Raw genomic sequence first — 16102 nt, forward strand, 5'->3', positions numbered from 1 at the left:
TCAAGGTCGCCTCGAGCACATGCAGCACCATCGATGGGACGCGCTCGCCCCGACTCACACACTGTTGAGCGAGCCCGCGGGCCTGTCGATTAGCGGACGTTCTCCGCCGCCGCTCGATCCTCCTCCGCCGCCGCTCAGTACGGCTGCGCCTCGGGCAGGCCGGTGCGCAGCTCGACGGGCAGGTGCGCCAGGTCGTTATGCACCACGAGCACGGGCGGCTTGCGCGATCGTACGCGGATGATCGTCAGGCCGCAGTTGGCCTGGTTGACGCCCAACCAGCGCCAGTTAGGAGCGTCGAAGACGTGGCGCACAAACCAGCCGATGACGAAGTTGTGGGTGATCAGGAGGTCATGGCGGTCCTCGCGTGAGGGCGCCAGGAACTCGGCGACAGCATCCTGCATCTGCGCATGACCGGCCTCGATCTCGGCCGGCGTCACGCTGCCGAAGAAGGGCTCGAACGCCTTGGGCATGTCGGGAGTGGGGCCGGACGGGATGCAGTCGAACAGCAGCGAGGACGGCTGCAGCGGCAGGCTCGGGAGGAGCGTCTGGAAGCGCGCGGCCGTCTCCTCCGCCCGCCGCAGCGGCGAGTGCCACGCGCCAGTGAAGGGGACGCCGCCAAGCCGCTCCGCGATGAGTCGGGCCTGGCGTTCGCCCCGCGCTGAGAGCGGGCCGTCGGGTAGACCATGCTCGGCGTCTTGCTGCTCTCCGTGACGGACGAGGTAGATGTAGTGGGACACGACAGTCCTCCCTGCTGCGGCGCGACGGTGCGCGGTCGACGATCCGGCCGGAGAGAATCCGATCAGACCACAGAGGCGCTCGCGATATCGGCGAACCCGGCGAAGGTCGATTCCTCGACCGCACCGACGGCCGAGATCGACGACGGCCCCCGGGCCAAGTCTGCCGCCAGCGCCTGGACGTCGTCCACGCTGACGAGGGCGAGTCGCCGTAGGCTCTCGTCGAGATCAGCGAACTCGCCGAAGGTGAGCTCGGCACGGCCGAGGCGCGACATCCGCGTGTCCGAGTCTTCGAGCGCGAGGGCGGCGGCGCCCGAGAGCTGCCCGCGGGCACGCTCGAGTTCGTCGGCGCTCACGCCGTGCTCGGCGAGTCGGCCGAATTCGCCGAGGAGCAACTCGGCTACGGCGCCCGCTTTGGCCGGCGTACAGGCCGCGTACAGGCCGAAGAGACCCGCATCGGAGTACGACGGTGCGAAGGAGTAAACGGAGTAGGCGAGCCCACGCTTCTCGCGCACCTCCTGGAACAGCCGCGACGACATTCCGCCGCCGAGGATGGAGTTGAGCACTCCCATAGTCATTCGGCGCTCATCACCGGCTGCGATGCCGGGAAAGCCGAGGAGCAGATGTGCCTGCTCGGTGGGGCGCTGCACCACCGAGAGCGCGCTGCCCCGGCTGTACGAGGCGGTGCCGCCGACGCGACGCTCGACGGGAGCCGCGGGGGTGTCGAGGTCCCAGCCGTCGGAAGCGAGTACGCGCTCGAGCAGTGTCACCAGTGCTTCGTGGTCGACGGCACCGGCGACAGTAACGACGAGGTCGCGCGGGCGGTACGCGTAGCGATAGTGCGCCCAGACCGCCTCGCGAGTCGCCTCACCGATCGTCGCAGCCGTACCGCCGATCGGGCGGCCGAGGGCGTGGTCACCAAAGACGGCCTCGAACAACCGCTCCCCCGCGACATCAGCCGGATCGTCGTCGGCCATCGCAAGCTCCTCGAGGATGACCCCGCGCTCCGTCTCAAATTCGACAGGGTCCAGGAGGCTCGACGTAACCATGTCGGCGATGACCTCGACGGCCATCGGCAGATCGCGGTCCTGGATCTTGGCGTAGTAACAGGTGTACTCCTTGGCGGTCAGAGCGTTGTGCTCGCCGCCCACGGAGTCAAAGGCGACAGCGATGTCGAGCGCCGATCGCGTCCGGGTGCCTTTGAAGAGCAGGTGCTCGAGGAAGTGCGTCGAGCCGACGTTGGACGGCACAGCGGCCTCGGTCGCGGTGGCCGGCCGACCAGCGCGCTCGTCGCGTGAGCCCGCAGCGACCCAGAAGCCGATCGTCGAACTCCGAGCACCGGGAACCGCTTCGCTCAGGATCCGGACCCCGCTCGGAAGGACGGAGCGGCGGACCAACGACCCGCCTGCGGCCCGGATGGTCGTCTCCGGCTGGTCGAGTGGGAGTGCGACACCGTGATTCATCGTGATCACCCTAGGCCACCGGCGCCCGACTGCCACCTGCTGGCGCAACTAGCCGAGCGGAGCGTCGCTGCGGCGTTTGTACCCGGTCGTCAGCGCCGCGCGCGATCAAGCGCGGCGACGTGCCCGGCGTCGAGATCGAGTGAGACTGCGCGCACGAGCGCGTCCACCTCGGCCGGCGAGCGCGGGGCCACGGTCGCCGCGGCCAGGTGCGGCCGAGCGAGCAGCCAGGCGAGGGCGACAGCGGCAGGCGCCGCCGAGAGTTCGGAGCCGATCGCGTCGAGGGCAGCGAGCATCCGCCGGCCGCGACGGCCGATGTACGCCGCCGCCAGAGCCCCCTCGGGCAGGCGGCCGAGGTCACGCTTCGTCCGTTCGACGCCCCGGAGGAAGCCGTGCGCAAGCGGGACGCTCGACAGGAGCGAGAGGCCCTGGCCGGCAGCGACGAGTCCGAGGTCGCCCTCCGCCTCCTGCTGCTCGAGCAGGTTGTAGCGGACCTCCACGGCGCAGAAGCGCGGCAGCCCGTGCGCGGCGAGCACTCGCGCCTCGAAGAGCTGCTCCGCCGCAAAGCCCGAGGCGACAACCGTTCGGACCAGGCCGCGGGAAAGCAGTACCTCCGCCGCGCTCAGCAGCTCGTCGAGTCGGCCCGCGCCGTCGGGTCGAACGGCGAGCACGTCCAACCGGTCCGTGCGGAGGCGGCGCAGGACATCCTCGATCCGTGTCACCAGCAACCGCGGTGTGGCTGCGGCTCCCTCGGGGGCGCCAAAACGGCCGATAAGAAGAAAACGGTCTCGATCGCGGTGACCAGCAAGCCAACTGCCGGCTTCCGTCTCAGCCGCGACGGAGGACGCCGAATCGGTGACAACCACTCCATTGCCACCCCAGGCGGCAAAACGCTCGAGCAGGGCGGCGCCGCCCTCGCGTCCGACCGCGGAGACGTCGAGAATCAGGGGGAACAGGGCGTGCTCTGATTCGCCGAGCGGACGGCGGTGCGTCTGCGCGACGACGGCGGTCTCGACCGGCCACGTGGTAGACGGCAGGGCACCGTGGTGCAACGCCCTCACGGCTGCACCGGACTTGACCCTGGGCACGCCATCACTCTCCCTGCGGCGGCTCTCATGCCCGCCGCGTCAGACGTTAGCCGAGCGTCGGAGCCGCACCAGCGACTGGTCCGAAACGGTTCACCAGATCGTTACACGGAGGCCGCAGAGAGCTACAAAACGCGCCGTCCGCCGGTGCGTTGGCCCCCTCCGTGTCGCACCTCCCGGCTAGATTCGGGCTCATGAAACCCGACGCCCCAACCCCGTCCGCTCCCTGGTGGACCAGCGCCGTCGTCTACCAGATCTACCCCCGCTCGTTTGCAGACTCGAACGGCGACGGCATCGGCGACCTCGGCGGAATCCGCTCACAACTCGACCATCTCGCCGACCTCGGTATCGACGTCATCTGGCTCTCACCGATCTATCCGTCACCCCAGCACGACAACGGCTACGACATCTCGGATTACCAGGACATCGACCCGCGGTTCGGCACCCTCGCCGAGTTCGACCTGCTGCTTGCAGAGGCGCACGAGCGCGGCATCCGAATCCTGATGGACCTCGTCGTCAACCACACCAGCGATGAGCACGCCTGGTTCGTCGAGTCGCGCTCATCGCGGGACAATCCGAAGCGCGACTGGTACTGGTGGCGTCGGGGGCGCGCCCTCGCCGAGCCCGGCCGGAAACTCGAGGCGGCGGCCTCCGCTGGTCTTGACGTCGCCGAGCCCAACGGGTGGCGCTCCTACTTCTCGGGTCCCGCCTGGACTCTCGATCCCGCTACCGACGAATACTTCCTCCACCTCTTCGCGGTGCAGCAGCCAGATCTCAACTGGGAAAACCCCGAGGTCAGGCACGCGGTGCACGCGATGATGACGTGGTGGCTCGACCGCGGGGTCGACGGGTTCCGAATGGACGTGATCAACCTCGTCTCTAAGGACGTCGAGGCTATCGACAGTGCGACGGGTGGCGCGGGCATCCTCGATGGCGTCGGCCCTCGGTTGCACGAGTTCCTCCGCGAGATGAACGAGGCCGTGTTCGCCGGTCGTGATGGCGCCTTCCTCACCGTGGGCGAAATGCCCGGCGTCACACTGGAGGAGGCGATGCTGGTCACCGATCCCGAGCGCCGCGAACTCGACATGGTCTTCCAGTTCGAGCACGTCGGAATCGACCACGGCGTCGACAAATTCCACCCGGTGCCGCTCGACCTCGTCGCCCTGAAGGCGAACCTTGCGCGCTGGCAGGACGGTCTCGCCGAGCGCGGCTGGAACAGCCTGTACCTCGGCAACCACGACCAGCCTCGGCTCGTCTCGCGCTTCGGCGACGACGGCGCCTACCGCTACGAATCCGCAACGCTGTGGGCGACGCTCCTGCACATGCAACGCGGCACGCCCTACATCTATCAGGGCGACGAGATCGGGATGACGAACGTCCCCTTCGCTGGCATCGATGATTTCAGAGACGTGGAGTCATTGAATTACTGGGCGGAGGCGGTCGGCCAGCGTGGGGAGGACGCCGCCACGGTCCTCGCCGGTCTCCGTGCGCAGAGCCGCGACAACGCGAGAACCCCCGTCCAGTGGAACGACTCCGCGCACGCGGGCTTCACCACCGGCCAGCCGTGGATCGCAGTCAACCCGAATGCGGCCGAGGTGAATGTCGCCGCCGATCGCGCGGCCAAGCGTTCGGTGTTCGAGTACTACCGCGCCCTCATCACGCTGCGTCACAAGGACGAGACCGTGCAGTTGGGCCGCTTCACCCTGCTCGAGCCCGAGCATCCGGCGCTGTTCGCCTTTACGCGTAGCGGAGCGGATGAGCTGCTGGTGGTCGGCAACGTCTCCGGTGATCCGCTCGAGGTGCCGCTGCTCGATGAGTGGGCAGGAGCCGAAACGGTGCTGGGCAATCTGCCCGGCGGCTCCGGGACCATCCTGGCGCCGTGGGAAGCGCGCATCCTGCGTCGCTGAGAGCGCCGCCGCCGGGAGCGCAGGGCCGGCACCGACGATCCGGTCCCTGCCGCCGCGGGACCCTAGGCCGAGACGCGATCGAGCTGGGCTCTGTCACTGCGAGTGAGTGGCAATGCCGCGGCCTTGAACAGCGACTCCAGCTCAGCCGCACTGCGCGCCCGGACGATCGCGGCCGACACCTCTCGATGCGAGAGGACCCAGGCGAGTGCCACGGTCGCCGGCTCGGCCCCGTGCGTCTCAGCAACCTCATCGAGGGCGGCAAGCACACGGGAGCCGTGCCTGCCGACGTAGTCCAGACCCGCCTCGAACATGGCCGACTCCGGCTCATCGGTGCGGCTGCGTAGCTTGCCCGTGAGGTATCCACTCGCGAGCGGGAGGCGAGCGAGCGTCCCCAGCCCGAGACGCACCACCTCGGGTGCGACGTCGGCCTCGTAGTCCCTGCGCTCCATCAGGCTGTACTCAGCAACCACCGCGGACAGCGACGGCAGTCCGAAAGCGCTGGCCGCATCCTGCGCGGCAGCAAGGGCGGCGCCGCTGAAATGCGCCGCTCCAAGCGCGCCGACGCTGCCGTCGGCGAGGAACGGCACGACGGCCGCGAGGCTCTCGGCGATCGGCACCTCCGGGTCCTCACTGTCGAAAGACAGCAGGTCGATCCGGGTGCCGAGCCGCTCCAGACTCGCCTCGATTGCGATCCGCACATCCTCCGGGTCGAGCCCCGGCGCGTCCGGGTGACGGCCGACCTTGGTGGCCACCAGCATCCGCTCACGCAACCCGCTCGATTCGAGCCAGCGGCCGATCATGTACTCACTGCGCCCCGTGGCATAGTGGTCAGCCGTCGAGATCAGCGTGCCGCCCAGCCGGCCGAAGGCGTCGAGGACTTCGGCGGTGTCGTCGATGCCGGCGGCCCAACCGAAGACCGAGCCGTCGAGGGCGAGCGGGTGCACGGAGAGACCGGTGCGGCCGAGCGTGCGCGAGAGAGGGGGCGTCTCCGGCTCGGTAGCCAGGGGCGTCGGGTCGGTCACGGAATCCTCCGGTCAGGGGGTGCGGCGGCACGGTCCCGCTACCGTATCCCATACCCGCCACACGACGACGCCCGCCCCACCGGAGTGGGACGGGCGGTCAGGGTCGTGCGGGAGGAATCAGCTCTCGACAGGAACCTCGACGACGGCCTCCTCGGCCACGACGGGCGCGAGGGACAGCTTGCCACGATCATCGATCTTGGTGATCTGAACGAGCAGCTTCTGACCGACTCCGAGGACGTCCTCGACGTTCTCGACGCGCTTGCCACCGGCGAGCTTGCGGACCTCACTGATGTGCAGCAGTCCGTCCTTGCCCGGGAGCAGCGACACGAATGCGCCGAAGGTCGCGATCTTGACGACGGTTCCCAGGAACTGCTCGCCGATCTCGGGGTTGGTCGGGTTCGCGATGGCGTTGACCTGTGCGCGTGCGGCCTCGGCCGACGGACCGTCGACGGCTCCGATGTACACGGTGCCGTCCTCCTCGATGGAGATGTCGGCGCCGGTCTCGTCCTGGATCGCGTTGATCGTCTTGCCCTTCGGGCCGATCAGCTCGCCGATCTTGTCGACGGGAATCTGCACCGAGATCACGCGCGGCGCGGTCGGGGCCATCTCGTCGGGCTGGTCGATGGCCGCCGTGAGCACCGCGAGGATCGTGGTGCGAGCATCCTTCGCCTGCTTGAGCGCGGCGTCGAGGACTGACGACGGGATGCCGTCGAGCTTCGTGTCGAGCTGGATGGCCGTCACGAACTCGGACGTGCCGGCGACCTTGAAGTCCATGTCACCGAGCGCATCCTCGGCGCCCAGGATGTCGGTCAGCGCCGCGTAGCGGGTCTGACCGTCCACGACATCGGACACGAGGCCCATGGCGATGCCCGCGACCGGGGCGCGCAGCGGCACACCGGCGTTGAGCAGCGACAGAGTCGACGCGCACACCGAGCCCATCGAAGTCGAGCCGTTCGAACTCAAGGCCTCAGAGACCTGGCGGATCGCGTACGGGAACTCCTCGCGGCTCGGCAACACCGGCACGAGGGCGCGCTCGGCGAGGAAGCCGTGTCCGATCTCGCGGCGCTTCGGCGACCCGACGCGGCCAGTCTCACCGGTCGAGTAGGGCGGGAAGTTGTAGTGGTGCAGGTAACGCTTCTTCGTGACGGGCGACAGCGAGTCGATCTGCTGCTCCATCTTGAGCATGTTCAGCGTGGTGACGCCCAGGATCTGGGTCTCGCCGCGCTGGAAGATCGCCGAACCGTGGACGCGCGGGATGACCTGCACCTCGGCGTCGAGCGGGCGGATGTCGGCGAGGCCACGACCGTCGATTCGCACACCATCGCGGAGAATCCGGCCGCGAACGACCACCTTCGTGACGGACTTGTACGCCGCGCCGACCTGGTTGTAGGCCTCGGCGGACAGCTGGCCGGACGCAATGCGCTCGGCGATCTGCTCCTTGACGCGCGCCTTGAGGGCGTCATCCGCATCCTGACGCTCGACCTTGTCGGCGATCTGGTAGACCCTGACGAGTTCGTCGTAGCTGAACTCGGCGACGGTGTCGTACGTCTCCTGCGCGTAGGGCAGGAACACCGGGTAGTCCTTGACCGGCTTCGCAGTCTCGGCCGCGAGCTTCGCCTGCGCCTCGACGAGCGAGCGGAGGAAGGGCTTGGCGGCCTCGAGGCCCTCGGCGACGACGTCCTCGCTGGGCTTGGTCGCACCCGCCTTGATGAGGTTCCAGGAGGACTCGGTGGCCTCGGCCTCGACCATCATGATCGCGACGTCGGAGGAGCCGTCCTCATTGGTGACGACGCGGCCCGCAACGGTGAGATCGAAGACGGCGTCCTCGAGCTGCGAGGCTTTGGGGAAGGCGACCCACTGGTCGTTGCCAGAGCCGTCGGACATCAGCGCGAGGCGGACGCCGGCGACGGGGCCGGAGAAGGGCAGACCCGAGATCTGGGTCGAGGCGCTTGCAGCATTGATCGCGAGCGCGTCGTAGAACTCGTCCGGCGCGATGCTGAGAACCGTGATGACGATCTGGACCTCGTTGCGCAGGCCCTCGACGAACGAAGGACGCAGGGGTCGGTCGATCAGACGGCAGACCAGGATCGCCTCGGTGGAGGGGCGGCCTTCGCGACGGAAGAACGAGCCCGGGATCTTGCCGGCGGCGTAGGAGCGCTCCTCGACGTCGACGGTCAGCGGGAAGAAGTCGAAGTTGTCCTTCGGGTTCTTCGAGGCCGAGGTCGCCGAGAGGAGCATGGTGTCCTCGTCGAGATACGCGGCGACCGCTCCCTGAGCCTGCTGAGCGAGGCGGCCGGTCTCGAAGCGGATCGTGCGGGTGCCGTAAGAACCGTTATCGAGAACGGCTTCGGCGAATGTGATTTCAGGACCTTCCAAGAGGTCTGTCTCCTTCAACGTCTGCGGCGGCACCCCTTCTGGGCACCGGCGTTCGACGGAGCAGAGGTCCGGTCAGGAATCGACACGATCCCACGGCAGGGCTTCGCGCCGCGCCGTTGTGTGGAGGGCGTTCGTGCTGGCCACCAGTAGAAAAGCTCCGGGCTGTCTTCTGTCGTTGACCGGGACTCCACCACCGAGGACCAGCTTCCTGCCAGCCTGCTCCGTGGTTCGAATCCGGTGTCGACCGGCGGTCGCTTTCGGATTCGGAACCGTTTGATGCTATCAGCAGCGGCGCGGTTCCTCCAGGAATCCGCGCGGTGCGGCGATCCGTGCCGGGTCAGCCACGGGTCTCGTGCATCAGCAGTTGGACGCGCAGTCCGCCCCTTGCCTTCACGATCCGGGCCGGGATACGCGGCGACACCCGCGCTTCCGAGAGCCGAGTTAGCGCCGCGTCGATGACGTTCTCGAGGCCACGCGGCACGAACCCGACCAGACTGGACGGACGCTGCGCGACGAACAGGCGCACAGGCATCGGTGCGTCGACCCGTTCCTCCTCAGGGGTGCGGCGCGGAATCACGGCGGTAATGTCCTCGTCGCCGAGGGCGAGGATTCGGGCGAGTTCGTCCTGGTGCGGGCGCGAATCGGCAAGGCCGAGCAGAGTCTCGCCGCGTCGCGTCGGGCGCAGCTCGTAGTCGTAGTCGTCGAGCGTGCCCGAGCCGCGATCGTCGAAATCCAGGGAGTCTGCGTGACGGCGGCCGAACGGGAAGAGCTTCATCTGTCCATTGTGGGGCGCCAACGCAGGAGTACCGGCGCCCTGTGAGCGGAGACGACAGCACACCCAGCATCGTGGTCGACGTCCCAGTCAGCCGATGATGCGACGCGGGCCTACCCGAGCGGGTCTAGCCTCCGAGCAGGAGGTGGCGCGATGGGCGGTCGAGGCGTAACCCTCCTCCTGGGGACCGGCGTGCTGATTGCCGCGGTCACGCTGGGCGTCCATGGCGCACTACTCCCCGCGGCTGTCCCCGCCGAGGCTCCTGCCCAGTGCGCCGACGCCCGAGAGCTGCTCGCCCCGTCCTCTGCTTTCGAAGGGGGAGCGGGAGTGCCGGTCGGCCACCTCGTCGCGTGCGTGGATGAGGACCACCGCCGGCTGACCCTGCACAACCGCACCCCCGTCGTCTGGAGCCTCGGCGACGCGTCGGTGCGCGGAGTCGCAAGCGGAACGGACGGAGTGACGGGGCTGCTCAGTCTGCACGCGTCGCAGTCGTCGTCGGGCCTGCTCCTTGCTCCCGGCTCGGCCGCATCGGTCTCGGCCGGTGAGGGGCGGGTACTGCCGCGGCCAGACGAGACGTCGACCCGCATCCAGCTCGCCCTCACGGCGGTGGTGGCGGCGCAGGACCAGGCAATAGGCACCTCCGCAGGGCCGGACAACGTCATCCGGAGTGCCGCCCTGACCTGCGCGGTCGCCATCGCGGAGGCGGGAACGGGCTGGGAGGTGACCCCTCCCTCTGCTCTCGCTGCTGCCGCGGCCGATCCGGGCTGTCGTCGCGATTGGGACCGCGCGCAGCGCAGCGCCACTGCGTCGCGAATGGCTCTGCCCGGGTTGATCGACGCACTGTCGGCGCCGGAGGGGCAGAAGGAGGAGGCTGCGCTCGAGCGTGCTGCTGCCGACTGGTTCTCTGCCTCGACCGGCTTCTCGTGGGGCGGCGTCGAGCGGCCGGAGCCGCTGCCGTGACCGCCCTGCAAACGCTGAACGGGCCGCCCTCCCGAGGGAGGACGGCCCGTCCAGCAAGAAGTTCGCGGTGTCATCGAGACTCCGCGCTCGCTCCGTGAAGAACTAGCGGCGGAGACCGAGACGCTCGATCAGCGAGCGGTAGCGGTTGATGTCCACGTCCGAGAGGTAGCCGAGGAGTCGACGACGCTGACCCACGAGCAGCAGCAGACCACGACGCGAGTGGTGGTCGTGCTTGTGCTCCTTGAGGTGCTCGGTGAGGTCCTTGATCCGCTTGGTCAGGACAGCGACCTGCACCTCGGGGGATCCGGTGTCACCGGGGTGGGTTGCGTACTCTTCGATGATCGCCTTCTTGACATCTGCTTCGAGTGCCATAAATGGGATCCCCTCTCTCTCGTTGCGCGGTGCCCAGCGCCTACTGCGTGGGCTCTCTTCATCCGCGGCCGTCAAACGGCAACCGGGCGAGCCTACCAGAGCAGCGGCAGGAGCCGGCGGTGTCAGGAGCCGGTGACCCGATTCCAGAGCACGACCAGCCACGGGGAGACGAGCAATTGCCAGTAGATGAGCACGACCGCGTTGAGCACGACGCCGATCCAGCCGGCGATAGGCAGGCGACCTTCGCGGCGGCGCGCTTGGATCGAGGAGACCGCGAGCAGAATTCCGGCGAGCAGGATCGCGTGCACGAGCGCGGTGTAGAGGACGCCCACGATGAGGTCGCTCGCCGCCTGGTTGCCAGGGTAGGCCCCCAGGGAAATGAGGGCGTACCAGACGAAGAACGAGAGCGGGACGGCGAACAGGGGGAGCAGGATCGATAGGACGGCCGGTCCATATCGTCGCCAGCCGCCGTGTTCGCTCGTGGCGGGGCTGCGGGGGAAGCGCCGACCGCCGGCGACGACCGTGGCACGGCGTGCACCCGCCTGAGCGGCGGCGCGCATCGTGCGTCGCGAAGGGGCGGATCCGGCTGCTCGCGGGGCAGGAGGACCCTGGCTCACGGGCGCTTCGTCGGATGACGTGCTCATGCCCCTCAGCCTAGGGGATGCGTCCTGGGCACTGATCGGCCCCCTCCTGCCTGGCGCGCGCGGGACTTTACGAAGAGTTGACCGCGACGAACGCGGCAGCGGGGGCAGCTTCGTCCTCTCCTACGGCCTGGCCGAGCCGCTGCTCACCGGAACGACAACCCGGTGGCGCAGATCAGTCGCCCGAGGCCGCGTCCGCTCCCCCACCGTCTGTCAGCCGCTCGTCCGAGACCGCTCCGCTGTCGTCATCGCGGCCCTCCACCCGCACCGCACGGTAAACGTGGAATCCGTCGTCGTCGGGCTCGAGTTCCCAGACGACCTCGACTTCCTCGCCGTCGATATCGGCCACCCGGGTGAAGGAGCGCTGCGGGGAGCCGTCGATGAGTTCGAGACGGATGCTCTCCTGCTCCGCTCCGCTGTCGAGAATGGCGGTGTAGGTCGAATTCGTATCCATTCTTGTGACGTTAGCCACGGGCGTCGAGGCGTCGCCACCCCTTGCGGACCGCCGCGGTCGACGTAGCGTCGATGACATGACTGAGACCGAGATTGCTCCCGCCGACTCCGGCGACCGCGCGCAGATCACCGAACTCGTGAAGAGCGCGAAGATCGGGCTGCTCACTACCGTGAACGCGACGGGCCAGCTCGTCAGCCGTCCACTGGCCGCCCAGGACGTCGACTTCGACGGCGAGCTCTGGTTCTTCACGCAAGACCCCTCACCCAAGGTTGACGACATCCGCGTGAACCCGAGCGTGAACGTGGCGTTCGAGTCGAAAAAGGGCTACCTCTCGGTCGCGGGATCGGCGACGGTCGTGCATGATCGCGCGAAAGTGGACGAGCTGTGGTCGCCGGCCGTCGCGAGCTGGTTCCCCGATGGCAAGGACGATCCGAGCGTCGCACTGATCCGCGTCAATGCCGAAACCGTGGAACTGTGGGCGACGGACGAGCCGCGCCCGGTCGTGCTGTTCAAGGTTCTTCGAGCGGCGATTACCGGCGGACAACCCGACGCCGGCGAGAACCGCACCGTCTCCTTCGAGTAAGCAGCCCTCTCCCTTCCCTCTTTCTCCTCCGCGAGATGCCTCTTGGGTACGCCTGCCTCGGCGTGTCGCGTACTCAAGAGGCATCTCGCGGGGAGGGAGGGAAGGAGTCAGTTCGCCTGGCTCGACGGGCAGAAGGTTTGCGGGGTCTGGTCTCCTCTTGTGGCGACGGCGCAGCCGGCGGGGGCCTCAGGGGAATCGGTCGTGCCGAAGTTGGCGGTTACCGTGAGCGACGGGGGCGCGTCCTCGTCACCGAATGTGGTGCGCTGCACATCTGGGGAGAGGCGTTCGAATGACGTCATCGGATCTGTGCCTGCCGCGTCCTGCAAGACGGTGAAGAACGCTTGCATTGCAGCGATCTGCTGACCGTGCTCGTCGAGGAGGCGGTGATCGAGCGAGAGCATTGCCGGAGTGTTGTTGAGGAGGTTGACGAGGATGCGCTCGTTCTCGAGTCCCTGGAACTTATAGAGGCCCATCTCCCAACGGTCGGTCGAGACGACGGAGTCATGCAGAACCGTTTCGTAGAGCGGTACGCGGAAGCGGGGATCCACCATCTCCTTCGCGAGGGAATCGGACAACTTTACGGGCTTGAAGAAGAAGGTCGGACGTTCAGCGGGCCAATAGGTTCCCCACTGCTTCTTGTCCTTCTGCAGCATCCAGATCGCGTTCGAGAGCGCCGTGCTCGATCCGTGGGAGAAGCTGAGCCCGGGGTTCGCCCACCACTCGGCCTTCTCGGAACCGACAACGAGAGGCTTCCCGTCGGAGAATCCTCCGGCAGAGAGCTTACTCAGACGATCGATGCGATTCTGACGGTCCTCCGCCTGCGTCTGCGGGTGATCCGGTGTGAAGTCGCGAGCGAGGTCGCCCGTGGCGTCAACGTCGAGAAAATAGGAGTTCACTCCGTTTGCCGAGAGCTTTCCCACTCGGTCGGTGAGCACGCCTTTCTCGGCTTCCGCGGTGGCCATTGCCGAGGTGCTGAGGGTGCATCCTCGGCCGCCGAAACCCACGAGGGGGTTGCCGGCCGCGTCCGTGGCGCAGCCCTTCGGCCAGATGTCCCCTGGCCAGACGCTCGTCGAGCTGTCGGACGATGCCGGATCCTGGGCGTTCTCCCATGAGTCGTAGGGCGCCGCAAGGTAGCCGGCGTCTTTCACGGCCTGCACAGTCTCCGGGCTCATTGATGCGACATCGGTGTTGTATCCGAGCCACGCGTTTCGGATGCCGAGCTCTTGGAGTCGACCGACGATCTTCGGGTCGTCACCGTCGCCCCAAAGATAACCGTGGAACGCCCCGATGAGCTTTTGCGTCTCCGGGTTCTTGGCGATTTTCTCATCGAGAGTCGTGATGCCTCCCCGCGAAAGCAAAAGACGACGGTAGTCCTGGGCTGCCGCGACGGGATTGCCGTCTGTGGCAGCCATAGCGACTCGGAACGTCGATGTCTGGAGGGTGCTATCGAAGCTGTGCTCGGCCGAGGCAGTCAGTCGGTCGTTCTTCGGAGCGAAGGCGACCTGTGTGCCGATGTCGGTATCGGCGTCCACGATATAGCTGACGCCGGCGCCGGCGAGGGTCGTCCCCCAGAACGGCATCGTGAAGTTGTCGGTCATGTTCCAGGGGTCGTTAGTGAGGTGCGCGTCCCCGGACCACCAGAACTTGTCATCGACCGGAATGGACTGGCCCTCACCGTTCGGGAACTCGATCGACTGTGTCGTCGGTTCCGTCGCGGTGACGGGCCAGCTAATGGTGCGGTTCGTCGGGGAATCGAGTTCGATGCCCAGGCGACCGTCCTGTTCAGAAACGGAGACACGGAGGTCCGAATTCGCGTATCCCCACGAAAGAGTCCCCTCGCCACCGACCATCGGCGGCATCGGGTGTCCGAGGTCGCTCGGCGTCGGGGCGGACCAGACGACGGGCGGCCCAGAGGTCGGAACGAAAGTGACGGCGAGAGTCTCCGGATCGACCGCGGCGGTGCCTCCGCGGATCGGGATCATGAGGGGGGAGGAGATGTCGGCCGCGGCCGAAGTCACACCCACCCCGGAGGCCAGGTGAATCCCACCGGCCACCAGAACGAGCGAGAGTGCTGCTCCAAGGCGCGCAGGCCAGCGAGAAGTACGTGTTGGTGGAGTAATCATGTCGGCATGCTGCCCGGCACGTGTGAAACGAACGTGAGGCCGGCGCACCGCGACCGACCACACTCCCCGTGCATAGCAGTCCTCTCGATGGAGGGACTGGCGCGACATCCCGGACCGCCCTGTCGGACCCCTCGTCCACGCTGGCGACGAGAGCGCGCCTCAGGCGCCGCCGAAGCGTTCCGTGCGGACGCGGGAGGGGGAGTGGCCCTGGGCGACGAGGGCGGTGGCGACGGTGTCCACAAAAGACGTCGGGCCACAGACGTAAACGGTCGGCTCGAGGCTGGCGGGGAGGGCCGCATCCGCGAGCAGGGACCCAGTGACGCGGCCGGCCGGGCAGGCGGCTCCCGCGGGCGCGACCCGGCTGTAGACCAGATCGACCGCGACGGCGCCCGATCCCTCGGGCTGCTCGGCGAGCGCCGCCAGCTCGTCGCGGTAGTAGACGAACGCGGGAGAGCGGACCGAATAGAGCAACTGCATCCGGGCGGCACTCGCTGAACGGGCGTGCTCCCGCGCCATCGCCACGAGCGGTACGACGCCGCTTCCGCCCGCGATCAGCTGCACCGGCTCGCGCTGCTCGGGCCGCCAGACGAACCAGCCGCCGATCGGGCCGCGGACTTCGAGCCGGTCCCCCGCTTCGAGGCCGTTGACCAAATAGGGCGACACCTCGCCGTCCTCAAGTCGCTCGACCGCCAGCTCGACCCGGTCGCCGTCGGAGGGCGCACCGATCGAGTAGGAGCGGCTCGCCTGGTAGCCATCGGGGGCGGTGAGCCGCACGTCGAGATGCTGCCCGGCGATGTGACCCGGCCAGCCGGGAACGCGCAGCAGGAGCAGCCGCGAAGTGGGCGTGAGCGGCGCGACCGACTCGGCCACCGCCTCCGTCCACCTCACCAGTAGCGCTCCTCGGTCCACGGGTCCCCGTGCATGTGGTAGCCGTTCTGCTCCCAGAAGCCAGGCTCATCCCCCGGCATCAGGCGCAGCGTGCGGATCCACTTCGCGCTCTTCCAGAAGTAGAGGTGCGGCACCAGCAGGCGGGCAGGCCCGCCGTGTTCCGCCGTGAGCGGCTTCCCCTCGAACTCGGTCGCGACCCATGCACGGCCACCACGGATCTCGGCGAGCGGCAGATTCGTCGTGTATCCACCAAAGCTCTGCGCCATGACGAAGCCCGCGGTGCTCTCTATTCCATCGAGGAGAGTATCGACCGACACGCCCCTCCAGCTGGTGCCGAGCTTTGACCAGCGCGTCACGCAGTGGATGTCGGTGTGCACGTCCTCGTGCGGAAGCTGGGCAAACTCGTCCCAGGTCCAGCGGCGGACGCCAGCCGGCCCACCGTCGATCGAGAAAGCCCACTCGTGGATGTTCGGAGTCGGGCCGATCGAGAGTACGGGGAAGCCGTTCTCGAGGTACTGGCCAGGCGGCAGGTCGGGATTCATCTCCCGCTTGCCGAAGAAGCCCCGCGTGATGATGCCCATGTCCGCCCTCGTCATCCTCGGGGTAGGACCCCGATTCGCTGGAAACCGCTCGTGCGTCCCACGCTACAGCGCGACCAGGACGACAGTTGTCGCCGAGTACGACAGCAGCTCGTCCGGCACTACAGCATCGAGGACCACCTGGAC

Annotated in this window: 15 protein-coding genes; 3 read left to right on the top strand and 12 right to left on the bottom strand. The window is 67.9% G+C overall.

Going from position 1 to position 16102, the window contains the following annotated elements:
- Window positions 1-134: 134 nt before the first annotated feature.
- From B0H03_RS12125 to B0H03_RS12135, 3 genes are all read right to left on the bottom strand, one after another.
- Complete coding sequence (locus tag B0H03_RS12125) at window positions 135-737, bottom strand: histidine phosphatase family protein (RefSeq protein ID WP_104263942.1); 603 nt, start codon at window positions 735-737, stop codon at window positions 135-137.
- A 62-nt stretch (window positions 738-799) separates the two neighbouring features.
- Entirely contained in the window at window positions 800-2197 is a 1398-nt protein-coding gene (locus tag B0H03_RS12130; RefSeq protein ID WP_104263975.1) for a M16 family metallopeptidase, read from the bottom strand.
- Window positions 2198-2286: 89 nt separating this feature from the next.
- The gene (locus tag B0H03_RS12135) at window positions 2287-3282 is read right to left on the bottom strand and encodes an aldo/keto reductase (RefSeq protein WP_104263941.1); all 996 of its coding nucleotides are present in this window, start codon (window positions 3280-3282) and stop codon (window positions 2287-2289) included.
- Window positions 3283-3473: 191 nt separating this feature from the next.
- On the opposite strand from B0H03_RS12135, the gene B0H03_RS12140 reads away from it, so the two are divergent.
- Complete coding sequence (locus B0H03_RS12140) at window positions 3474-5186, top strand: glycoside hydrolase family 13 protein (protein WP_104263940.1); 1713 nt, start codon at window positions 3474-3476, stop codon at window positions 5184-5186.
- Between the two features lie 62 nt (window positions 5187-5248).
- On the opposite strand, the gene B0H03_RS12145 is transcribed toward B0H03_RS12140, so the two are convergent.
- From B0H03_RS12145 to B0H03_RS12155, 3 genes are all read right to left on the bottom strand, one after another.
- Window positions 5249-6208: an aldo/keto reductase gene (locus B0H03_RS12145; protein WP_104263939.1), complete on the bottom strand. Its 960-nt coding sequence runs from the start codon at window positions 6206-6208 to the stop codon at window positions 5249-5251.
- A 117-nt stretch (window positions 6209-6325) separates the two neighbouring features.
- Window positions 6326-8584, bottom strand: coding sequence for a polyribonucleotide nucleotidyltransferase (locus B0H03_RS12150; protein WP_104263938.1), 2259 nt, complete (start codon window positions 8582-8584; stop codon window positions 6326-6328).
- Between the two features lie 337 nt (window positions 8585-8921).
- A complete protein-coding gene (locus B0H03_RS12155) occupies window positions 8922-9359 on the bottom strand; it encodes a hypothetical protein (protein WP_104263937.1) in 438 nt (145 codons plus the stop codon).
- 150 nt (window positions 9360-9509) lie between these two features.
- Here B0H03_RS12155 and B0H03_RS12160 point away from each other — a divergent pair, with 150 nt between their 5' ends.
- Window positions 9510-10316, top strand: coding sequence for a hypothetical protein (locus tag B0H03_RS12160; RefSeq protein WP_104263936.1), 807 nt, complete (start codon window positions 9510-9512; stop codon window positions 10314-10316).
- Window positions 10317-10418: 102 nt separating this feature from the next.
- On the opposite strand, the gene rpsO is transcribed toward B0H03_RS12160, so the two are convergent.
- From rpsO to B0H03_RS12175, 3 genes are all read right to left on the bottom strand, one after another.
- Window positions 10419-10688 carry a 30S ribosomal protein S15 gene (rpsO, locus tag B0H03_RS12165; RefSeq protein ID WP_068252328.1) on the bottom strand — a complete coding sequence of 90 codons (270 nt, stop codon included), beginning with the start codon at window positions 10686-10688 and terminating at the stop codon, window positions 10419-10421.
- A gap of 122 nt (window positions 10689-10810) precedes the next feature.
- A complete protein-coding gene (locus B0H03_RS12170; RefSeq protein ID WP_127843862.1) occupies window positions 10811-11332 on the bottom strand; it encodes a hypothetical protein in 522 nt (173 codons plus the stop codon).
- 172 nt (window positions 11333-11504) lie between these two features.
- Window positions 11505-11783 (bottom strand): hypothetical protein, encoded by a 279-nt coding sequence (locus B0H03_RS12175; protein ID WP_104263934.1) that lies wholly within the window; start codon window positions 11781-11783, stop codon window positions 11505-11507.
- Window positions 11784-11859: 76 nt separating this feature from the next.
- On the opposite strand from B0H03_RS12175, the gene B0H03_RS12180 reads away from it, so the two are divergent.
- Entirely contained in the window at window positions 11860-12366 is a 507-nt protein-coding gene (locus B0H03_RS12180) for a pyridoxamine 5'-phosphate oxidase family protein (RefSeq protein ID WP_104263933.1), read from the top strand.
- Between the two features lie 107 nt (window positions 12367-12473).
- Here B0H03_RS12180 and B0H03_RS12185 read toward each other — a convergent pair whose 3' ends face one another.
- The 3 genes from B0H03_RS12185 to B0H03_RS12195 form a co-directional block, all read right to left on the bottom strand.
- The gene (locus tag B0H03_RS12185) at window positions 12474-14489 is read right to left on the bottom strand and encodes a glycoside hydrolase (protein WP_160487262.1); all 2016 of its coding nucleotides are present in this window, start codon (window positions 14487-14489) and stop codon (window positions 12474-12476) included.
- Window positions 14490-14648: 159 nt separating this feature from the next.
- Entirely contained in the window at window positions 14649-15377 is a 729-nt protein-coding gene (locus B0H03_RS12190; RefSeq protein ID WP_241560372.1) for an FAD-binding oxidoreductase, read from the bottom strand.
- Window positions 15374-15958, bottom strand: a complete 585-nt coding sequence (locus tag B0H03_RS12195) for a molybdopterin-dependent oxidoreductase (protein WP_104263931.1) — start codon at window positions 15956-15958, stop codon at window positions 15374-15376. The genes B0H03_RS12190 and B0H03_RS12195 overlap by 4 nt, the downstream gene beginning before the upstream one ends.
- Window positions 15959-16102 lie beyond the last annotated feature (144 nt).

The organism is Rathayibacter iranicus NCPPB 2253 = VKM Ac-1602, from assembly GCF_003149025.1.
Classification (GTDB): domain Bacteria; phylum Actinomycetota; class Actinomycetes; order Actinomycetales; family Microbacteriaceae; genus Rathayibacter; species Rathayibacter iranicus.

What these genes read in the sequence shown, in the direction of transcription:
- B0H03_RS12130 (WP_104263975.1), bottom strand. Translation starts at nt 2,197, where the DNA reads ATGAATCACGGTGTCGCACTCCCACTCGACCAGCCGGAGACGACCATC.
- B0H03_RS12140 (WP_104263940.1), top strand. Translation starts at nt 3,474, where the DNA reads ATGAAACCCGACGCCCCAACCCCGTCCGCTCCCTGGTGGACCAGCGCC.
- B0H03_RS12155 (WP_104263937.1), bottom strand. Translation starts at nt 9,359, where the DNA reads ATGAAGCTCTTCCCGTTCGGCCGCCGTCACGCAGACTCCCTGGATTTC.
- B0H03_RS12160 (WP_104263936.1), top strand. Translation starts at nt 9,510, where the DNA reads ATGGGCGGTCGAGGCGTAACCCTCCTCCTGGGGACCGGCGTGCTGATT.
- rpsO (WP_068252328.1), bottom strand. Translation starts at nt 10,688, where the DNA reads ATGGCACTCGAAGCAGATGTCAAGAAGGCGATCATCGAAGAGTACGCA.
- B0H03_RS12170 (WP_127843862.1), bottom strand. Translation starts at nt 11,332, where the DNA reads ATGAGCACGTCATCCGACGAAGCGCCCGTGAGCCAGGGTCCTCCTGCC.
- B0H03_RS12175 (WP_104263934.1), bottom strand. Translation starts at nt 11,783, where the DNA reads ATGGATACGAATTCGACCTACACCGCCATTCTCGACAGCGGAGCGGAG.
- B0H03_RS12180 (WP_104263933.1), top strand. Translation starts at nt 11,860, where the DNA reads ATGACTGAGACCGAGATTGCTCCCGCCGACTCCGGCGACCGCGCGCAG.
- B0H03_RS12185 (WP_160487262.1), bottom strand. Translation starts at nt 14,489, where the DNA reads ATGATTACTCCACCAACACGTACTTCTCGCTGGCCTGCGCGCCTTGGA.
- B0H03_RS12195 (WP_104263931.1), bottom strand. Translation starts at nt 15,958, where the DNA reads ATGGGCATCATCACGCGGGGCTTCTTCGGCAAGCGGGAGATGAATCCC.